A 19,626-nucleotide genomic window follows, 5' to 3' on the forward strand; every position below is an offset into this window, starting at 1 on the left:
CCCGACCCCGCGCCACCCGCCCCTGACACGAGTACCGGCGCGACGCGGCCCGCAGAGGCCGCGCGCGCCCGCCGACGGAGACACGGTGCATGTACGAGAACAAAAAGCTGGGCTTCCTGTTCGTCCTGCCGTTCGTGCTGGGCGTGCTGCTGTTCAAGCTCTTCCCCTTCGTGATGAGCTTCGCGCTCAGCTTCACGCAGTACGACCTGATCGATCCGCCCCAGTTCGTGGGCCTGCGCAACTATGAGGAGCTCGCGACCGCGGATCCGCTGTTCCGCAAGTCGCTGGGCGTCACGCTGCTCTTCGCGCTGCTGGCGGTGCCGCTGCGGGTGGGCTTCGCGCTGTTCATCGCGCATGTCCTCAACTTCAAGCTGCGCGGCATCAACTTCTTCCGCGCCGCGTTCTACATCCCGTCCATCCTGGGCGGCTCGATCGCGGTGGCGGTGCTGTGGCGCTTCGTCTTCGCGCGCAACGGCCTGGTCAACCTGGTCCTGATGAAGCTCGGCCTCGAGCCCATCGCGTGGCTGGCCGACGAGCACTACTCGATGTGGACCATCGTGCTGCTGTTCACGTGGCAATTCGGATCGGCGATGGTGATCTTCCTGGCGGCGCTGCAGAACGTGTCGATCTCGCTGTACGAGGCGGCCGAGTGCGACGGCGCGAGCCGCTGGCAGCAGTTCTGGAGGATCACGGTGCCGCTGATCACGCCGGTGATCTTCTTCAACGTGATCATGCAGATGGTGCACGCCTTCCAGGAGTTCAACGGCCCGTACATGATCACCGAGGGCGGCCCGCTGCACTCGACCTATGTGCTGGCGCTCTACATCTACGACCAGAGCTTCCGCTTCTTCAACCTGGGCTACGGCGCGGCGCTGTCCTGGGTGCTCTTCGCGCTGGTCGGCGGCCTCGCGGCGCTGTCCTTCTGGAGCTCCAAGTACTGGGTCTTCTACTCGGGCGAGAAGGAGATCAAACGATGAGCCGATCCCCGATCACCACGAGCGCCTCGAAGCTCCCTCTCCCGCGTGCGGGAGAGGGCGGGGGTGAGGGTCTTCTGGTCCTCGGCCGCGACCGCGGCCACCGCTGGCCGCGCTACCTGGCGCTGTCGGCGGTGGCCATCGTGATGCTCTACCCCCTGCTGTGGCTGGTCGGCGCGTCCTTCAAGAGCAATGCCGAGATCTTCAGCTCCGCCGGCTTCTGGCCGGACCGCTTCGACCTCGGCGCCTACGCCAAGGGATGGAAGACCAGCACCGAGTACACCTTCGCGACCTACTTCCTCAACAGCTTCCTGATCACCATCCCCCGCATCGTCGTGACGGTGATCTCCTGCGTGCTCGTGGCCTACGCCTTCGCCCGCTTCGAGTTCTGGGGTCGCAAGCTCCTCTTCAGCATCATGATCGCCACGATGATGCTGCCGCTGATCGTGCTGCGTCTCCCCCAGTACCTCGTCTTCCGCGAGATCGGCTGGCTCGACTCCTACCTCCCGCTGATCGTGCCCTCGGCTTTCGCCACCGACACCTTCTTCGTCTTCATGCTCGTGCAGTTCCTCCGCGGCATTCCCCGCGACATGGAGGAGGCGGCCCAGATCGACGGCTGCAACGCGCTCCAGCTGCTCTGGCACATCATCGTCCCGCTGCTCAAGCCGGCCATCATCTCGGTGATCGTCTTCCAGTTCATCTGGACGATGAACGACTTCATGGGCCCGCTGATCTACCTTGCCTCGGTCGAGAAGTACCCGGTGTCCCTGGCGCTGAAGATGAGCATCGGCGCGACCGAGGAGGTCGAGTGGGCCAACGTGATCGCCATCTCGGTGGTGGCGCTGATCCCGTCGGTGGCGGTGTTCTTCGCCGCGCAGAAGCACTTCATCGAGGGCGCGACCTCGAGCGGCGTCAAGGGCTGAGGCCCTCATGGAACAACACGGAGACAAGACGTGGCACGACTGAGCCTGAGCAAGATCGAGAAGGTCTACCCCAACGGTTTCAAGGCCGTGCACGGGGTGGACCTGGAAGTGAAGGACGGTGAGTTCATGGTCTTCGTCGGCCCCTCGGGCTGCGCGAAGTCCACGCTGCTGCGCATGATCGCGGGGCTGGAGAGCATCACCGGCGGCGAGCTGCGCATCGGCGACCGCCCGGTCAACGCGCTGCCGCCCAAGCAGCGCGGCATCGCGATGGTGTTCCAGAACTACGCGCTGTACCCGCACATGAAGGTCTACGACAACCTGGCCTTCGGCCTGAAGCTGGCGGGCACGCCCAAGGCGGAGCTGGACCAGCGCGTGCGCCACGCCGCCGCGCTGCTGGAGATGGAGCATCTGCTGGACCGCTATCCCAAGCAGCTGTCCGGCGGCCAGGCGCAGCGCGTCGCGGTGGGCCGGGCGATCGTGAAGAAGCCGGACGTGTTCCTCTTCGACGAGCCGCTGTCCAACCTCGACGCCAAGCTCCGCGCCGCGATGCGCGTGCGCCTGACCGAGCTGCACCGCACGCTGCGCGACAGCCATCAGCCGGCGACGACCATCTACGTGACCCACGACCAGGTCGAGGCCATGACCATGGGCGAGCGCATCTGCGTGCTCAAGGACGGCGTGATCCAGCAGGTCGACACGCCGACGGCGCTGTACGACCGGCCGGCCAACGCCTTCGTGGCGGGCTTCATCGGCTCGCCGGAAATGAACCTGCTGGCCGCGCGGCTGGTGGGGACGGACGGCATCGGCGGTGCCCCCCTGGCGGTCGAGGTGGGCGGCGTGCGTCTGCCGCTGCCGGCGGACAAGGCGGCCGGCCTCGGGGGTCTGCCGCGCATCGCCGATGGGGCCGTCACCTTCGGCCTGCGGCCCGAGCACATCGGCATCGTCGCGCGCGCGCAGGGCGACAGCGTGGCGGCACCGGCGCGGCTGCGCTTCACCGAACACATGGGCTCGGAGCTCTATCTGCATGCGGACCTCGGGCCCTTGCCGGTCACGGCGCGCGTGCCGGCCGAGCAGGCGTCGGCGCTCGCCGGCCTGTCGCGCGGCGACGCGCTGACGCTGCACTTGCAGATGTCGGCCTGCCACCTGTTCGACGCGACCAGCGGCGTGAACCTGTTGTCCCACGCCGGGGCGTCCGCGTCGTCGCCCGCATCCTCCACGGGATCGGCGCCTGGATCGATGCCGTCATCGCCGCGCGCCTCGCAAGGATTCTTCGCATGAGCCTGCCGCGACGACAGCTGCTGGGCCTCGCGGCGGGCTCCGCCGCGGTGGCCGCGACCGCCGGCGTGACGGCGGCCCTGACCGCGCCCGCCTTGCTGCGTGCCGAGGACCGCCACGTCGTGCTGCGCTTCGCGTGGTGGGGCGGCGCGGGCCGGCACGAGGCGACGCTGAAGGCGCTGGCGCTCTTCGAGCGTCGCCACCCCGGCGTCAAGGTCAAGGCCGAGTACATGGGCTTCAACGGCTACCTGGAGCGCTTGACGACCCAGATCGCCGGCGGCTCCGAGCCCGACGTGATGCAGATCAACTGGGCCTGGCTGGCGATGTTCAGCAAGCGCGGCAACGGCTTCGCGGATCTGCGCCGGCATGCCGATCTGATCGATCTGTCGCAGCTGCAGGCCGACGACATCGCCTACGGCGACGTGGCGGGCAAGCTCAACGCGCTGCCGGTGTCCTTCAGCGCGCGGGTGATGCTGTGGAACGCGGCGGCCTTCGAGCGTGCCGGACTCGCGCTGCCCGCGACCTGGGACGAGCTCTTCGCCGCGGGGCCCGTGTTCAAGCGGGTGCTGGGCGATGACGCGTATCCGCTGGATGGTGAGCTCTACGACATGATGCTGCTGTCCCAGGCCTGGGTGCAGCAGCGCCACGGCATGCCCTACGTCGATCCCGCGCAGCCGCGCGTGGCGATGAGCGAGGCGGCGGCGCTCGATTGGGTGCGCGTCTACAAGCGGCTCGTCACCGATCACGTCGCGACGCCGCTGCCCCTGCGCGCGAGCCTGGGCGGGGCGGAGAAGCCCACCGAGCAGCAGCCCGACTGGGTCGTCGGACGCTGGGCGGGGAATTACACCTGGGACTCGGTGATCGCGCTGCGTTCGTCGACGCTGGACAAGCAGCAACGTCTCGCGCTCGGGGACTTCCCCACGCTGCCCGGCGCGCTGGACAGCGGCATGTTCGGGCGGCCGACGGTGATGTACGCGGTCAGCCGGCATGCGGAGAAGAACGGCCGCGCCGAGATGGCCGCGCGCCTCGTCAACTTCCTGCTCACCGACCGCGAGGCCGCGGCGATCCTGGGCCGCACGCGCGGCTTGCCGTCGGCGCGCGGGCCCTATGAGCAGCTGAAGGCGGCGGGCGCGCTGCCGCCGCTGGAGATCGCCGCGCACGAGCAGATCCGCGCGCAGCGGGCGTCGGGTCGGCTCAAGCGGCCCGCGCCGCTGTTCGAGCACGCGCGGCTGCACAAGTTCATGCGCGAGGTCTTCGAGACCGTGGCCTACGGCAAGACCGGCGACGCGGAGGCCGCGCGTCGGCTGGTCGTCGAGGGTCAGGCCTTGCTGCAGCGCATCCGGTAGACGACGGCGACCCGACGGGCGGCCACCGAGTCGATCGCCCCGTGGCCGCCAACGAGATCGCCGAGACCCGAAGAGAACGATTCAAGGACATCAGACCCATCATGAGAGCCACCGAACGCCAGCTTCGCTTCGTCACCCGCGAGGACCCCGACACCGGCGCGCGCGTCACGCGCCTGACGCCGACCGACGTGACCTGCCATCGCAACTACTTCTATCAGAAGTGCTTCACCAACGATGGCGCGCAGCTGATCTTCGGCGGCGAGTTCGGGCCGGGGTCCAGCTGGAACTACCACCTGCTCGACCTGAAGTCGCAGGTCGCGACGCAGCTCACCGACCAGGCCGGCGAGAACACCTTCGGCGGCTTCCTCAGCCCCGACGACAGGCACCTGTACTTCGTCCGTGCCGAGCGGCGGCTGATCCGTCTGTCCTTGAGCGACCTGAGCGAGGAGGTCGTCTACACCGTGCCCGAGGGCTGGGTCGGCTACGGCACCTGGGTGGCCAACACCGCCTGCACGAAGATGGTCGGCATCGAGATCGCGGCCGCCGACTGGTTCCCGCTCAGCGACTGGCAGAAATTCCATCAGATGTTCCATGCCAAGCCGCGCTGCCGCTTGATCCGCATCGACCTGGCGACCGGCGCGCGCGAGGTGATCCTCGAGCAGCAGGGCTGGCTCGGTCATCCGCAGTACCGGCCCGGCGACGACCACACGGTGGCGTACTGCCACGAAGGTCCGCATGACCTGGTCGACGCGCGCATGTGGTTCGTCGACGAGGACGGCCGCAATGTCCGCTGCGGCCGCCAGCACGAGGTCGGCGAGAGCTGCACCCACGAGTTCTGGGTGCCGGACGGCTCCGCGATGATCTACGTGTCCTACCTGAAGGGGCAGCGGGACCGGTGGATCTGCGCGCTGGATCCGGTGACGCTCCAATCGAGACGCCTGACCAAGATGCCGCCGTGCTCGCACCTGATGAGCAACCACGACGGATCGCTGCTGATCGGCGACGGCTGCGACTCGCCAGCCGACGTGGCCGACACCGGCAGCCATCAGATCGCCACCGATCCCTACCTGCATCTCTTCGATCTGCGGGCCGGCACCGAGCGCCGAGTCGCGCGGCACGACAGCTCCTGGCGCGTCTACAAGGGCAACCGGCAGGTCACGCATCCGCATCCGTCCTTCACGCCGGACGAGAAGCAGGTGCTGTTCAGCGCGGACGCCGAGGGCGAGCCGGCGTTGTATCTGGCGGACCTGTGAGGATGACGCCTGTCGTGATCAAGGGCTGGGGCCTCGCGGCCCTGGCGGGGGCGAGTCTGCTGAGCGCGGCGTTGTCCACGGCATCCGCGCAAGGCACGCCTGCCGGGTCGGCGGCGAGCGGGCCCGTGTCCCAGGCCGCACAGGCGCAGCGTCCGCAGCTGAGCGACGCGCAGGCCGCCTCGGCCACCCTCGCGTCGCAGTTCGGCGACTGGGCGCCGGCACCGCTGGATCCGTCGCGCTGGACGCCGACCTTCGTCGTCGCGGCCGACGGCAGCGGCACGCACCGCTCCGTGCAGGCGGCGCTGGATGCCTTGCCGCCGCGAGCACCAGGCGCATCGGGCGCCGCCCGCAGCTACATCCTCGTCAAGCCGGGTACCTATCGCGGCCCGCTGTGCGTGCGGGGCAAGGCGCCGTTCGCGCTCTACGGGACGGGTGACCCCTCGGCGGTCGTGCTGGTCGACGGCCGCTACAACGCGCTGCCCAAGGCGCGCGACGCCGCGGCCCAGCCTTGCATCCCCGCGCTGGGCAGCGAGATCGCCGGCACGGCCGGCAGTGCCAGCGTCGCGATCCACAGCGACGACGTGCAGCTCGCGCGGCTGACCATCGCGAACGACGCGATGGACGGCGTGCGCGGCGGCGTCGGCTATCCGCCCGGCGTGTCGGAGAGCGGCGGCGCGCAGGCCGTGGCGCTGATGACGGCGGGCGACCGGATCCAGCTCGAGGAGGTGCGACTGCTCGGCCATCAGGACACCTTCTATGCCGAGGCCCGCGCCGGCGCGCGCAGCCGCGTGCTGGTGCGGCGCTCGGAGATTCGAGGCGATGTGGACTTCATCTTCGGCGCGGCCTCGCTGGTCATCGACGACAGCCTGATCGTGAGCCGCGCCGGCCGTCGCAAGGCCGGACACGGCGGACACGTGCTCGCGCCGAGCACGCCGGCCGCGCGCTCGGAGGGGATGCTGGTCATCAACAGCCGGCTGCTCGCGGAGCCGGGCGTCGCCCCGGCGAGCATCAGCCTGGGCCGCGCCTGGGACCATGGCGTCAAACCCGGCGAATGGCGCCACGCGCCCGACGCGCCCAATGGCCGCGCGGTGATTCGCGACAGCCTGCTCGGGCCGCATCTGACGGCGTGGTCGATGTCGACCTCGCGTCGGCCCTTCAGCGCGAGCCGCGACGCGGCGAATCGCATGGCCGAGTACCGCAACGTCGCGTTGCCCGCCGCGGCGCTCGAGGCGATCGGCGAGGGCGACGGCTGGGGCGCGATGAACGGTGGAACCGTCGGCGGATCGGGTGCCGCGCTCGACGCGATCCGCTTCATCCGCACGCGCGCCGAACTCGACGCCGCGATCGCGCTCGGCGACACGCCCAAGATCCTCGCGGTCGCCGCGCGCATCGACCTCGCCGCCGATGCGGCCGGCAAGCGCCTTGGCATCGAGGACTTCCGCGATCCGGCCTTCGACCTCGATGCCTTCGCCCGCCAGTACGACCCGGCGACCTGGGGCCGCAAGCCGCCGGACGGTCCGCTGGAGGAGGCGCGCAAGCGCTCGGCGAAACGGCTGGCGGCGCAGGTCGTGGTGAAAGTGCCCTCGCGCACGACGATCGTCGGCGTGACGCCGGATGCGGGCTTCGAGGGCGGCTCCCTGATGCTGGAGAAGGTCTCGCAGGTGATCCTGCGCGGGCTGCGCTTCTCCGACGCCTACGACTTCTTTCCCGCCTGGGATCCCGACGACAACGGCCATGGGGAATGGAACTCCGAGTACGACACCGTCTCGCTGCGCGACGCGACCCATGTGTGGGTGGACCACTGCGACTTCGACGACGGCGCGCGGCCCGATCCGGCCGAGCCGATCGTGCTGGGGCAGCGCCTGCAGCGCCACGACGGGCTGCTGGACATCACCCGGCGATCGGACTTCGTGACCGTGTCCTGGAACGTCTTCCGCCGCCACGACAAGACCATGCTGATCGGTGGTGGCGACGGCCATCGCGACGACCGCGGTCACCTGCGCGTGACGCTGCATCACAACCTGTGGGAGCAGCTCAAGGAGCGTACGCCGCGCGTGCGCTACGGCCAGGTCCACGTCTTCAACAACCTTTACCTGGCGACATCGGGCGGGGACTATCCCTATGGCTACTCGCTCGGGGTCGGCATCGAATCGCGCTTGCTCAGCGAGGCCAACGTCTGGGAGGCCGCGCCGGGCCTGGCGGCCTCGCGGGTGGCGAGGCTGCTCAAGGGCGATCGCGTCGAGGATCGGGGCTCGTGGTTCAACGGCGCGCCGCTCGATCTCGCGGGCGCGCTGCGGGCCGCGAACCCGGACCGGACCGTCGAATCGTCGGTCGGCTGGACGCCGCCGTACGGCGCCGTCGTCGACCGCGCGAACGAGGTCCCGGCCCGGGTTCGGGCGGGCGCGGGCGCGGGTCGGCTGTGGTGAAATCCCTTCTTCTCTTGGAACACGTTGCGCATGGATGACGATCTGAACGATGGCAAGTCGCAGCCCGAATCGGTGGCCGCGGTGCTCAAGGTGTTTGCCATCCTGCAGGCCCTGTCGGAACGCAGCGACACCGGCATCTCCGAGCTGTCCGTCCGGCTGGCCATGCCCAAGGCGACGGTCTACCGCTTCCTGCAGACGATGAAGACGCTGGGCTACGTCCGGCAGGAGACCGACAGCGAGCGCTACGGCCTGGCGATGAAGACCTTCGAGCTCGGCGCGAAGGCGATGCAGTACCCGGACCTGATCGACCTGTCCAAGCACCACATGCAGCTGCTGGCCGACACCACCGGCGAGACGGTGCATCTGGGCACGCTGATCGACAGCGAGATCATCTACGTCCACAAGGTGGACTCGCGGCACATGCTGGGCATGTATTCGCGCGTCGGCCGCCGCGCGCCGCTGCACTGCACGGCCATCGGCAAGGTGCTGATGGCCTGGGAGCATCCCGACCGCCGCGATCGCATCCTGGGCGCCGCCGAGTTCCAGCGCTTCCGCGAGAAGACCATCACCGATGCCGACGCCTTCCGCGCCGAGCTCGAGCGCGTGCGCGCGCAGGGCTTCGGCGAGGACCGCGAGGAATTCGACGATCACATCCGCTGCCTGGGCGTGCCCATCTTCGACCGGCTGGGACAGCCGATCGCGGGACTGAGCGTCAGCTTCCCGACCTTCCGCTACGACGACGCCAAGGCGCCCGAGGTCGTGGCCATGCTGCAGGCGGCCAGCCGGGACATCTCGACGCGGCTGGGTTGCAGCCGCTTCCCGCTGGACGAGAAGGCGTGATCGGCGGATCCGCCTGACGGGTGGATCGGCTGACCGACGGATCGGCTGACCGGCCGATGAAACCGCCGCGTCACGTCAGCATCACGACGCTGTGATGACCGTGTGTGGGTGACAACGCCGGACGATGCGCCGGGGCAGGGACAATCCCGAGTTCCTCGCGAGTGCGACGCCGCCCCTCGGCGGTCCGCGCGTGTGAGAATGTTGTCGTACAACTGAGCCTCGATGAACGCCTCTCTGACCCGTGCCCGCCCGAAGACCCTGGCCCTTGGACTTGTCCAGGCGCTGGAGGACCGCATCCGCGTGGGGACGCTGGCGGTGGGCGACAAGCTGCCGACCGAGGCGGCGATCATGGCCGAGTTCGAGGTCAGCCGGACGGTGGTGCGGGAAGCGATTTCCAAGCTGCAGGCGGCGGGCCTCGTGGAGACGCGCCACGGCATCGGCACCTTCGTGCTGGGGCTGGGGGAGGGCGGGCCCTTCCGCATCGGCGCGGAGCAGATGGCGACGCTGAACGACGTGGTCGCGGTGCTGGAGCTGCGCATCGGTCTGGAGACCGAAGCCGCCGCGCTGGCCGCGCAGCGTCGCAGCGACGAGCAGCTCGCCGCGATGCGCGAGGCGGTGGCCGCCTTCGCCGCGGCGGCCGAGGCGGGCCGCGACGCGGTGACGGCGGATTTCCAACTGCACCTCGAGATCGCCCGTGCCACGGGCAATCCGCACTTCGAGCGCCTGATGGGGACGCTGGGCGCGCCGAGCATTCCGCGCGCGCGACTGGCGAGCCTGCGGGCCGTCGGTGACGAGGACGCGGCGGCCCAGCGCGACTACCTGCTGCGCGTGAACGCCGAGCACGAGAGCATCGTCGACGCCATCGGCGCCCGCGACGCCGAGGCCGCGCGCGCCGCGATGCGGACCCACCTGGCCAACAGCCGCGAACGGCGCCGCCGCGCGGCGCAGGCCTTGCAGGAAGCGCGCTGAGCGTCTTCGCGTTTCCCCCAATCCTTTAGGTCCTCCCTCCGCCTTGTCAGGCTTTCAACCTGACTTGTATGATGACTGACAACAAGGCTGCCAGCGACGGGCGTGATCCCGGCGACAGAGCGGCCCCCTCGGTTTCATTCCGGAGACAAGACCATGTCCGTTGCTTCCCGCCGTCTGGCCGTCAAGCTCGGTGCCGCCCTGGGCGCCGCCTTCCTCACCGCCGGACTCGCCGGCGCCTCCACCTTCCCCGACCACCCCGTGACCCTGCTGGTCCCGTTCCCGGCCGGCGGATCCACCGACATGCTTGCCCGCGAGATGAGCGCCAAGCTCCAGGAGAAGTGGGGCAAGACGGTCCTCGTCGACAACCGCCCCGGCGCCACCGGCACCCTGGGCACCTCCATGGTCAAGCGCGCCGCGCCCGATGGCTACACGCTGCTCGTGTCCTCGCTCGGCCCCTTCGTCATCGCGCCGCATCTGCTCAAGAACGTCCAGTACGACGCGCTCAAGGACATCGACCTGCTGACCGTCGCCATCCAGGCGCCCAACGTGCTGGTCGTGCCGGCCGGATCACCGATGAAGACGGTCAAGGACGTGATCGACGCGCTCAAGAAGTCGCCCGACAAGGTCAGCTTCGCGTCCTCCGGCAACGGCTCCTCCGATCACCTGACCGCCGAGCTCTTCTGGCTCCAGACCGGCACCTCCGGCCTGCACGTCCCGTACAAGGGCGGCTCCCCCGCGATCACCGACCTGATCGGCGCCCAGGTCGACGCCTCCTTCCAGAACGTCAACGCCGTGCTGCCGCATATCCAGTCCGGCAAGCTGCGCGCGCTGGCCGTGACCGGCGACAAGCGCTCCAGCGTGCTGCCCAACGTGCCCACGCTGTCCGAATCCGGCATCAAGGGCGCGGACGTCTATTCCTGGCAGGGCGTGGCCGCGCCCAAGGGCCTGCCGCCGGCGCTGCGCGCGCAGATCCAGCAGGCGCTGGTCGCCGCGCTGCAGGACCCGGCGCTGAAGAAGAAGTTCGCCGAGATCGGCATCGAGACCGTCGCCAACACCGCCGACCAGGCGCAGGCCTTCCAGAAGGCCGAGTACGCCCGCTGGAAGCAGGTCATCGAGACCCGCAAGATCACCGCCGACTAAGCAGGAGTCCCTTCGTGAGCAGTCCCCTCGTCACCTCCGCCCGCGCGATCCCGGTCGCCGGCCGCGACGGCATGCTGATGAACCTGAGCGGCGCGCACGCGCCGTTCTTCACCCGCAACCTGCTGATCCTCGAGGACAGCGCCGGCCACACCGGCATCGCCGAGATCCCCGGCGGCGAGCCCATCCGCAAGACGCTGGAGCAGGCCGGCGAGATGCTGATCGGCCAGCCCGTGGCCAAGTGGAACGCGCTGCTGGCCCAGATCCGCGAGCAGTTCAAGTCGCTGGACAGCGGCGGCCGCGGCCTGCAGACCTTCGATCTGCGCACCACGATCCACGTGCTCACCGCCGTCGAATGCGCGCTGCTGGACCTGCTGGGCCAGCACCTGGAGGTCCCGATCTGCGAGCTGCTCGGCGAAGGCAAGCAGCGCGACAGCGTGGCGATGCTGGGCTATCTGTTCTTCGTCGGCGACCGGACCAAGACCGGCCTGGCCTACCAGACGCCGGACGACGAGCCCGCCAGCGACCAGGCCTCGGACGCCTGGCTCAAGGTCCGCCACCACGTGGCGATGACGCCCGAGACCATCGTCGAGCAGGCCGTCGCCGCGCAGGCGCGCTACGGCTTCAAGGACTTCAAGCTCAAGGGCGGCGTGCTGCGCGGCGAGGAGGAAGTCGAGGCGATCCAGGCGCTCAAGGCGCGCTTCCCGGACGCGCGCATCACGCTGGACCCCAATGGCGGCTGGCTGCTCAAGGACGCGATCCGGCTGCTGCGCGATCTGGGCGGCGTGCTCGCCTACGCCGAGGACCCCTGCGGCGCCGAGGAGGGCTTCTCCGGCCGCGAGGTGATGGCCGAGTTCCGTCGCGCCACCGGCCTGCCCACGGCGACCAACATGGTCGCCACCGACTGGCGCCAGTTCACCCATGCGCTGAGCCTGCAATCGGTCGACATTCCGCTGGCCGATCCGCACTTCTGGACGATGTCCGGCGCGGTCCGCGTCGCGCAGACCTGCCGCGATTTCGGCCTGACCTGGGGCTCGCATTCCAACAATCACTTCGACGTGTCGCTGGCCATGTTCACCCATGCCGCGGCCGCCGCGCCGGGCCGCCTCACCGCGATCGACACGCACTGGATCTGGCAGGACGGCCAGTTCCTGACGCGGCAACCGCTGCGCATCGTCGACGGCGAGGTGGCGGTGCCCAAGGCCCCGGGCCTGGGCGTCACGCTGGACATGGCCGCCGTCGAGGCCGCCCATCAGCTCTATCTGCGGCACGGCCTGGGCGCGCGCGACGACGCGATCGCGATGCAGCACCTGATCCCCGGCTGGAAATTCGATCCCAAGAAACCTTGCATGGTTCGTTGACGAGGAACGCGTCGCCTCGCGACGCGGCGCCTCGATGAGATGACGCCGCCGCGGTCCCCCTGCGGCGAGCCCCAGTGATTCGAACGATGACCCCTCTGGAGAGAGACATGACCCGATTCAACGAGAAGTCCTCGCGCCGCGTGGCGCTGGCGGCCATGGCCGCGACCGCGGCCGCCTTCGCGGCGCCCGGCGCCTTCGCCCAGGCCGCCTGGCCCAGCAAGCCGCTGAAGATCATCGTCCCGTACACGCCGGGCGGTTCCTCGGACATCATCGCCCGCATCATCTCGCCGCTGCTGTCGGACGCGCTGAAGACGACGGTGATCGTCGAGAACAAGCCCGGCGCCAGCGGCAACATGGGCGCCGACCAGACGGCCAAGGCCAGCGACGGCTACACCATCCTGCTGTGCGACGTCAGCGCGCTGGCCATCAGCCCGTCGCTGTACACCAAGCTCCCCTTCGACCCGTCCAAGGACCTCAAGGGCGTGGCGATGCTGGCGTACTCGCCGCACATGCTGGTGGTCCACCCGTCGGTGCCGGCCAACAACCTGAAGGAACTGGTGGCCCTGTCCAAGACCTCGAAGATCGACTTCGCGGTCACCGCCATGGGCAGCGCGCCTCACCTGGCCGGCTTCCAGGTCGCCAGCCTGACCGGCGCGAAGTGGGAGTACATCCCCTACAAGGGCGGCTCGCAGGCCGTGACCGACACCATCGCCGGGCAGACGCAGGTCCTCATGAACGGCATGCTCGCGACGCTGCCCTTCGTGCAGCAGAACAAGCTCAAGGTCATCGGCGTGAGCAAGTCCACCCGCGTGGCACTGCTGCCCAACGTCCCGACGCTGGCGGAGCAGGGCGCCACCGGCTTCGAGTCCGGCACCTGGCAGGGCATCCTGGCCCCGGCCAACATGCCCAAGGCCAACATCGACAAGCTGTCCGCCGCGCTGATCGCGATCATCCGCTCGCCCGACGTGCGGGCCCGCCTGGCCGCGCAGGGCGCCGAGGTCAGCACCATGAACCCGACCGAGATGGACACGTTCTTCAACAAGGAACGCAAGAACTGGTCGACCGTGGTGGCCAAGAGCGGCCTGAAGCTGGATTGATCCGACACGAGGAGCCGCCATGCCGACGCCGACCACCCCGTACGCCGCCTTCCCCAACAGCTTCCGTGAGCGCCTGATCGCGGGCGAGCGCCTGATCGGCTGCTGGTGCTCGCTGGCCAGTCCCATCAGCACCGAGGTGCTGGGCCTGGCCGGCTTCGACTGGCTGCTGCTCGACGGGGAGCATTCGCCCAACGACGTCAACACCTTCGTGCCGCAGCTGATGGCGCTCAAGGACAGCGTCAGCGCGCCGGTGGTGCGCCCCAGCACCAACCACGCCGTCGAGATCAAGCGGCTGATGGACGCGGGCTTCTCCAACCTGCTGATCCCCTTCGTCGAGTCCGCCGACCAGGCGCGCTACGCGGTGGGCGCGACGCGCTATCCGCCGCAGGGCTTCCGCGGGGTGTCGGTCGCGCAGCGCAACAACCGCTACGGCACGGTGCCCGGCTACTTCCAGGACGTGAACCGCCATGTCGCGGTGATGGTCCAGATCGAGAGCCGCGCCGGCGTGGCGGCGGTCGCGGAGATCGCGGCGGTGGACGGGGTCGACGGCGTGTTCATCGGGCCGCAGGACCTGGCGGCCGGCTACGGGCAGCTCGCCAATCCCAATCACCCGGACGTGCAGGCGGCGATGGCCGAGATCTTCTCGGCCTGCCGGGCCGCGGGCAAGCCGGTGGGCATCCTCGCGCCGGTCGAGGCCGACGCGCGCCGCTACCTGGAGCAGGGCGCGACCTTCGTGGCCGTGGGCAGCGACCTGGGCCTCTTCCGGTCGGCGACGCAGGGTCTACGCGACAAGTTCAGGGCCTGAGTCCGGGACCGGACTCCGACCCCTCCCGCGCCGCCGTCCTCCTCGGCGGCGCGGTCCGTTCCGCTTCATCCATCTCAGCAGTGAAAGAGAGCAAGCAATGAGCATCAAGATCGGCTTCATCGGCCTGGGCATCATGGGCGCGCCCATGGCGGTGCGTCTGGCGCAGGGCGGACATGCGCTGTTCGTCCAGACCCGCAGCCAGGTCCGCGAGGAAGTGACGGCCGCCGGCGCGACCGTCTGCGCGACGGCGGCGGAGGTCGCGCGCCAGGCCGACGTGATCTTCACGATGGTCCCGGACACCCCCGACGTGGAGCGGGTGCTCTTCGGCGCGGACGGCGTGGCCGCGGGCCTGGCCAGCGGCGGCAAGGGCAAGGTCGTGGTGGACATGAGCTCCATCTCGCCGGTCGCGACCAAGGACTTCGCGCAGCGCATCGAGGCACTGGGCGCCGAATGGCTGGACGCGCCGGTCTCCGGCGGCGAGGTCGGCGCCAAGGCGGGCACGCTGTCCATCATGGTCGGCGGCCAGGAGGCGACCTTCGAGCGCATCAAGCCGCTGTTCCAGCTGATGGGCAAGAACATCACCCTGGTGGGCGGCGCGAGCGCGGGCCAGGTCACCAAGGTGGCCAACCAGATCATCGTGGCGCTGAACATCGCCGCCGTGGGCGAGGCCCTGGTCTTCGCGTCCAAGGCCGGCGCGGATCCGGCCAAGGTGCGCGAGGCGCTGATGGGCGGCTTCGCCTCCAGCCGCATCCTCGAGGTGCATGGCGAGCGCATGATCAAGCGCACCTTCAACCCGGGCTTCCGCATCGCGCTGCACCAGAAGGACCTGAACCTGGCGCTGCAGAGCGCCAAGGCCATGAACGTGGCGCTGCCCAACACCGCCGGCACGGCGCAGCTGATGCAGACCGCGGCCGCGCAGGGCTGGGATCAGCTGGACCACTCGGCGCTGGTGCGCGCGCTGGAGGTGATGGCGCATCACGAGGTCGGTAGCACTACGGACGCGGGCTGAGCGCCGACGGCGAAGAATCGGTCCCCATGAGCCAGCTCCACGACGCTTCCGCCCAGGCCGCGACCGCGGCCTCCTCGATCCCCGCGATGTCCGCGACCTCCGCGGCTGGGCGGGACCTGCTCGCCGATCCGCGCGCGCTGCTGACGCACCTGTACCGGGTGGCGGTCGACCGCGCGCTGCCGGGGAAGATCCTCGCCGCGCACCTGCCGCCGCCGCCCAAGGGCCGCACGCTGGTGATCGGCGCGGGCAAGGGCGGGGGATCGATGGCGCAGGCGCTGGAGGCGGCCTGGCCCAAGGACAGGCCGCTGCAGGGGCTGGTGGTGACGCGCTACGCGCACATCCCGCCCGACTACCGGCCCGATCGGATCACGATGCTGGAGGCCGCGCATCCGGTCCCCGACGCGGCGGGCGAGCGCGCCGCGGCGCGGATGATGCAACTGGTCCGGGACTTCAAGCCGACGGCCGACGATCAGGTGATCTGCCTGATCTCGGGCGGGGGCTCGGCCCTGATGCCGCTGCCGGCGCCGGGGCTGACGCTGGCCGACAAGCAGGCGGTCAACCGCGCGCTGCTGGCCAGCGGCGCCAGCATCGGCGAGATGAACTGCGTGCGGAAGCACCTGTCCGGCATCAAGGGCGGGCGGCTGGCCGCCGCCTGCGCGCCGGCGAAGGTGCTGACGCTGATGATTTCCGACGTGCCGGGGGATGACCCGCAGGTGATCGCCTCCGGCCCGACAGTGCCCGACGCCACCACCTGCGCCGAGGCGCTGGCCATCTGCCGCCGCTATCGCATCGCGCTGCCGCAGGTCGCGGTCGACGCGCTGGAACGTGGTGAGTGGGAGACGCCCAAGCCGGGCGACGCCTGCTTCGACGGTCATGAGCAACGCATCATCGCGGCGCCGCGGCAGAGCCTGCAGGCGGCCGCCGAGGCGGCCCGCGCGCTGGGCATCACGACGCATGTGCTGTCCGACGAGATCGAGGGCGAGTCGCGCGACGTCGGACGCGTGCACGCGGCGCTGGCGCGCTCGGTGGCGCGGCATGGCGAACCCTTCACCAAACCCTGTCTGATCCTGTCGGGCGGGGAGACCACGGTCACGCTGATTCCCAAGCCGGGGCGCGGCGGGCGTGCCGGGGAGTTCATCCTCGGCTGCGCGCTCGCGCTCGATGGCCAGGATGGCGTCTGGGGCCTGGCGGCGGATACCGACGGCATCGACGGCGTCGAGGACAACGCGGGGGCCTTCCTCAGCCCGAGCACCTTGCAGCGCGCGCGGGCGCTGGGGCTGAAGCCCAACGAGCTGCTGGCGGCCAACAACGGCTACGCGCTGTTCGAGGCCCTGGGCGATCTGCTCGTCACCGGACCGACGCAGACCAACGTCAACGACTTTCGGGCGCTGTTGATTCGCTGAGGTAGGCGCCGAAAGACCCTCACCCCAACCCTCTCCCGCAAGCGGGCGAGGGGGCAAGAAGGCTCGCGGACTTCGACGGCGCTCGCTCCAGACCCCGTTCCCGCCTGCGGACGAAGCGATCGCATGAACTCCCTCTCCCGCTTGCGGGAGAGGGCAGGGGAGAGGGTCTTCGGGCTCCCCCGCAAGCAAGGGGCCCCCGACGTCCGCCGCGCACGCGGCGTTTCACCAGACCTTGACGCGCCTCAAGGCAATTTCCGGCGACTGCCGCGACAGTCCGGCTTCCCCGGAAATCCGTGAGAGCGTCCGTGACCGCCGACCCTGCCGATCCCTCCCCCCCGGGCGAGTGCTGCGACTCGCCCTTCCTCCCCGCCAGCGCGGGCCTGATCCCCGGCCCCGCCTTCCCCGTGCCCTGGCGCGCCTTGCTGGGCGACGTGCTGCTGGACGCCGACAGCTGGGCCGACCTGGCCGCCATGACCCGCGTCAGGCGCTGGAAGCACGGCGACACGCCCGTGCGCGCCGGCGAGAGCGCGGTCGCCATGCTGGCCCTGTGCGAAGGCCGCGTCGCCGTCGGCAAGGGCGCGCTGAGCGGCCCGCTCTGGCTGGACCTGCACACCGCCTGGCTGGGCGGCCGCTATGAGCAGGACCTCGTCGTCAGCTCGCCCTCGGCGCTGGTCATGGAATGGCCCATGGCCGTCGCCGCGGCCTGGCTCCGCGGCCACCCCCCGCTGCTCGAGGCCCTGATCCGGGCCGTGGCGGCGCAGCTCCGCGGCAAGCACAGCGCCATCAACGACCTGACCACCCGCGACGCCACCGGCCGCGTCGCGGCCTGGCTGCTCGCCCAGGCCGGCGCGGCGCCGGAGATCCGGCTGGCCGAGCGCAAGCGGGACGTGGCGGCGCAGCTGTCGATCTCCCCGGAAACCCTCTCGCGCACCCTGCGACAGCTGGCCGACCGGGGCATCCTCGCGGTCCAGGGCTATCGCATCGGGCTGCTCGATCGGGTGGAGCTGCTGGCGCTGGCGCGTTACCGGACGCCGGTCTAGACTCGCCGCACCCCCAGCGTGCCAAAGGAGGCCGCCGTGACGATTGCCCGCATGACCCCCGCGTCCAGTTCCGTCACCCCGAGCAGCTCCGCCGCGGAGCGCTTCTTCGGCGGCCACGCCGCGCTCCCCGTGATGCCCGAGGTCGGCCGCAAGCTGCTGCGCAGCCTGGACGACGACGGCGTCTCGCTCGGCCAGATCGCCGAGCTGATCGGGAAGGACTCGACGCTCGCGGCCAAGGTGCTGCGGCTGGCCAACTCGGCACGCTACAGCCCCTCCCACACCATCGGCACCCTGCAGGACGCGGCCATGGCGCTGGGCCTGGAGACCCTGCGCAACCTGGCCATGGCGGCCAGCATCTCGGGCAGCTTCCCGGTGGTGCAGGGGCTGGACCGGCAGAAGTTCTGGCGCCACAGCGTGCGCACGGCCGGTCATGCGCGGCTGCTCGCCAAGCTGCTGCAGGGGGACGCCGACACCGCCTACCTGGCCGGACTGATGCTGCGCACCGGCCAGCTCATGATGGCGATGACCGACGCGACGCAGGTCGCGGACGTCGAATCCCACGCCTCGGAGCCGGGCAGCCGCTTCTCGCTGGAGATGAGCCGTTTCGGCTGCACCCACGCCGACGTCACCGCGGCACTGGCGGCGCACTGGCACTTCCCGGCCGACCTGATCGAGGCCTTCAAGGACACGAACGCGCCGCTGGACGTGCGGCCGTTCTCGATGCTCGCCGCGATCCTGCATCTGGCGGAGGTCATCGCCGACGCGGCCGACCGGGAGCTGGACGCGATCGACGCGCTCAAGGTCGCCGTGCCGGAGCTGGTCGAGCACCTGCACATGGACCTGGACTTCCTGCGCCTGCGCCTGGAGGGGGCCGGCGATCCCGGCCAGGACGTGGAGCTGATGCTCAAGTGACCGACGCCCGCCCCGGCCTCTCCCGGGGCGAACGCCCGGCCCCTCCCGGGTGAATGACGAATGGCGCCCCCCCGGCCGATCACGGTAAGGTCCGAGCTCCGATGCACCGATGACGGGGAGACGACATGACGGTCTACCAGGGAAGCTGCCACTGCGGCCGCGTGGCCTACGAGGTCGAGGGCCAGCTCGACGGCGCGATGGCCTGCAACTGCTCCATCTGCCAGCGCAAGGGCTCGCTGCTCTGGTTCGTGCCGCGCGGCAATCTGCGCCTGCTCACCGACGAAGGCAACGCCTCGACCTACGAGTTCAACAAGCACGCCATCCACCATCGCTTCTGCGCGGTCTGCGGCATCCATCCCTATGCCGAGGGCAGCGATCCCAAGGGCAACGCGATGGCGGCCGTCAACGTGCGCTGCCTCGAGGGGGGTCGAGCTGGACTCGATCCCGGTGACCCACTTCAACGGGCGAGACGTCTGACGCACAAGGACGCGGGGCGAGGCGCCGACAGGCGGCCAACCCTGTAGGGACTCCGAGGGCGGGCGCGCACAATCGCGCGCCAAGAAGATCCCGAGGGAGTTCCTGTCATGCTGCTGCGCCCCACGCGCCGGCCGGTGCGCGCCGGCCTGCTTTCGCTGGCCGTGTCCTTGAGCCTGGCGCCGTTGGGCGCCTCCGCGGCGACGCCCGCCGGCAGGGCCTGAGCCTGCGCGGCCGCGGCCACTACCCCTATGGCCAGGTGCTGGTGGTGGGCGAGAGCAAGGGCCCGCAGCCCGTGGTGATGCCGGCCTTCGCCCTCGCTGAGCGTCCGCTCGCCTCAAGCCCGGATGGCCCCCTCTCCCGCTGCGCGGGAGAGGGCGGG

Annotated in this window: 16 protein-coding genes and 1 pseudogene; all 17 read left to right on the forward strand. The window is 70.2% G+C overall.

Translation table 11 applies throughout. The features are described 5' to 3' along the window. Positions 1 to 89 precede the first annotated feature (89 nt). Positions 90 to 977 (forward strand): carbohydrate ABC transporter permease, encoded by an 888-nt coding sequence (locus MCHT01_RS02440; protein WP_067061848.1) that lies wholly within the window; start codon positions 90 to 92, stop codon positions 975 to 977. After that, positions 974 to 1,897, forward strand: coding sequence for a carbohydrate ABC transporter permease (locus tag MCHT01_RS02445; protein ID WP_084451649.1), 924 nt, complete (start codon positions 974 to 976; stop codon positions 1,895 to 1,897). Before MCHT01_RS02440 ends, MCHT01_RS02445 begins: the two co-directional genes overlap by 4 nt. A 30-nt stretch (positions 1,898 to 1,927) precedes the next feature. Further along, the gene (locus tag MCHT01_RS02450) at positions 1,928 to 3,175 is read left to right on the forward strand and encodes an ABC transporter ATP-binding protein (protein WP_084451651.1); all 1,248 of its coding nucleotides are present in this window, start codon (positions 1,928 to 1,930) and stop codon (positions 3,173 to 3,175) included. Then, complete coding sequence (locus MCHT01_RS02455; RefSeq protein ID WP_067061850.1) at positions 3,172 to 4,518, forward strand: ABC transporter substrate-binding protein; 1,347 nt, start codon at positions 3,172 to 3,174, stop codon at positions 4,516 to 4,518. The genes MCHT01_RS02450 and MCHT01_RS02455 overlap by 4 nt, the downstream gene beginning before the upstream one ends. Positions 4,519 to 4,619: 101 nt before the next feature. Continuing rightward, positions 4,620 to 5,771, forward strand: a complete 1,152-nt coding sequence (locus MCHT01_RS02460) for an oligogalacturonate lyase family protein (protein WP_067061961.1) — start codon at positions 4,620 to 4,622, stop codon at positions 5,769 to 5,771. Between the two features lie 2 nt (positions 5,772 to 5,773). Then, positions 5,774 to 8,197 (forward strand): pectinesterase family protein, encoded by a 2,424-nt coding sequence (locus tag MCHT01_RS02465; RefSeq protein ID WP_067061852.1) that lies wholly within the window; start codon positions 5,774 to 5,776, stop codon positions 8,195 to 8,197. Between the two features lie 30 nt (positions 8,198 to 8,227). Next, positions 8,228 to 9,037: a DNA-binding transcriptional regulator KdgR gene (gene kdgR, locus MCHT01_RS02470; RefSeq protein WP_067061855.1), complete on the forward strand. Its 810-nt coding sequence runs from the start codon at positions 8,228 to 8,230 to the stop codon at positions 9,035 to 9,037. A gap of 222 nt (positions 9,038 to 9,259) precedes the next feature. After that, positions 9,260 to 10,006, forward strand: coding sequence for a FadR/GntR family transcriptional regulator (locus MCHT01_RS02475; RefSeq protein ID WP_067061858.1), 747 nt, complete (start codon positions 9,260 to 9,262; stop codon positions 10,004 to 10,006). Between the two features lie 153 nt (positions 10,007 to 10,159). Further along, positions 10,160 to 11,146 carry a Bug family tripartite tricarboxylate transporter substrate binding protein gene (locus MCHT01_RS02480; protein ID WP_084451653.1) on the forward strand — a complete coding sequence of 329 codons (987 nt, stop codon included), beginning with the start codon at positions 10,160 to 10,162 and terminating at the stop codon, positions 11,144 to 11,146. 71 nt (positions 11,147 to 11,217) lie between these two features. Further along, positions 11,218 to 12,504 (forward strand): enolase C-terminal domain-like protein, encoded by a 1,287-nt coding sequence (locus MCHT01_RS02485; protein WP_067061964.1) that lies wholly within the window; start codon positions 11,218 to 11,220, stop codon positions 12,502 to 12,504. Positions 12,505 to 12,611: 107 nt separating this feature from the next. Then, entirely contained in the window at positions 12,612 to 13,601 is a 990-nt protein-coding gene (locus MCHT01_RS02490) for a Bug family tripartite tricarboxylate transporter substrate binding protein (RefSeq protein ID WP_067061859.1), read from the forward strand. 19 nt (positions 13,602 to 13,620) lie between these two features. Continuing rightward, positions 13,621 to 14,406, forward strand: coding sequence for a 2-dehydro-3-deoxyglucarate aldolase (gene garL / locus MCHT01_RS02495; protein WP_067061862.1), 786 nt, complete (start codon positions 13,621 to 13,623; stop codon positions 14,404 to 14,406). A gap of 97 nt (positions 14,407 to 14,503) precedes the next feature. Next, positions 14,504 to 15,415 (forward strand): 2-hydroxy-3-oxopropionate reductase, encoded by a 912-nt coding sequence (glxR, locus tag MCHT01_RS02500; RefSeq protein WP_067061863.1) that lies wholly within the window; start codon positions 14,504 to 14,506, stop codon positions 15,413 to 15,415. Between the two features lie 86 nt (positions 15,416 to 15,501). Then, positions 15,502 to 16,818, forward strand: a complete 1,317-nt coding sequence (locus MCHT01_RS02505) for a glycerate kinase type-2 family protein (protein WP_067061969.1) — start codon at positions 15,502 to 15,504, stop codon at positions 16,816 to 16,818. Positions 16,819 to 17,123: 305 nt separating this feature from the next. Beyond that, the gene (locus MCHT01_RS02510; RefSeq protein WP_067061866.1) at positions 17,124 to 17,858 is read left to right on the forward strand and encodes a Crp/Fnr family transcriptional regulator; all 735 of its coding nucleotides are present in this window, start codon (positions 17,124 to 17,126) and stop codon (positions 17,856 to 17,858) included. 36 nt (positions 17,859 to 17,894) lie between these two features. Further along, positions 17,895 to 18,770, forward strand: coding sequence for an HDOD domain-containing protein (locus MCHT01_RS02515; protein ID WP_148661347.1), 876 nt, complete (start codon positions 17,895 to 17,897; stop codon positions 18,768 to 18,770). A gap of 125 nt (positions 18,771 to 18,895) precedes the next feature. Continuing rightward, a pseudogene (locus MCHT01_RS02520) lies at positions 18,896 to 19,247 on the forward strand (GFA family protein). Positions 19,248 to 19,626 lie beyond the last annotated feature (379 nt).

The sequence above is a fragment of the Mitsuaria chitosanitabida ATCC BAA-476 = NBRC 102408 genome, assembly GCF_001598255.1.
Taxonomy (GTDB): Bacteria; Pseudomonadota; Gammaproteobacteria; order Burkholderiales; family Burkholderiaceae_C; genus Roseateles; species Roseateles chitosanitabidus.

Coding starts and splice junctions, on each gene's coding strand:
- MCHT01_RS02440 (WP_067061848.1), top strand. CDS start 90: ATGTACGAGAACAAAAAGCTGGGCTTCCTGTTCGTCCTGCCGTTCGTG.
- MCHT01_RS02445 (WP_084451649.1), top strand. CDS start 974: ATGAGCCGATCCCCGATCACCACGAGCGCCTCGAAGCTCCCTCTCCCG.
- MCHT01_RS02455 (WP_067061850.1), top strand. CDS start 3,172: ATGAGCCTGCCGCGACGACAGCTGCTGGGCCTCGCGGCGGGCTCCGCC.
- MCHT01_RS02460 (WP_067061961.1), top strand. CDS start 4,620: ATGAGAGCCACCGAACGCCAGCTTCGCTTCGTCACCCGCGAGGACCCC.
- MCHT01_RS02465 (WP_067061852.1), top strand. CDS start 5,774: ATGACGCCTGTCGTGATCAAGGGCTGGGGCCTCGCGGCCCTGGCGGGG.
- kdgR (WP_067061855.1), top strand. CDS start 8,228: ATGGATGACGATCTGAACGATGGCAAGTCGCAGCCCGAATCGGTGGCC.
- MCHT01_RS02475 (WP_067061858.1), top strand. CDS start 9,260: ATGAACGCCTCTCTGACCCGTGCCCGCCCGAAGACCCTGGCCCTTGGA.
- MCHT01_RS02480 (WP_084451653.1), top strand. CDS start 10,160: ATGTCCGTTGCTTCCCGCCGTCTGGCCGTCAAGCTCGGTGCCGCCCTG.
- MCHT01_RS02485 (WP_067061964.1), top strand. CDS start 11,218: ATGCTGATGAACCTGAGCGGCGCGCACGCGCCGTTCTTCACCCGCAAC.
- MCHT01_RS02490 (WP_067061859.1), top strand. CDS start 12,612: ATGACCCGATTCAACGAGAAGTCCTCGCGCCGCGTGGCGCTGGCGGCC.
- garL (WP_067061862.1), top strand. CDS start 13,621: ATGCCGACGCCGACCACCCCGTACGCCGCCTTCCCCAACAGCTTCCGT.
- glxR (WP_067061863.1), top strand. CDS start 14,504: ATGAGCATCAAGATCGGCTTCATCGGCCTGGGCATCATGGGCGCGCCC.
- MCHT01_RS02505 (WP_067061969.1), top strand. CDS start 15,502: ATGTCCGCGACCTCCGCGGCTGGGCGGGACCTGCTCGCCGATCCGCGC.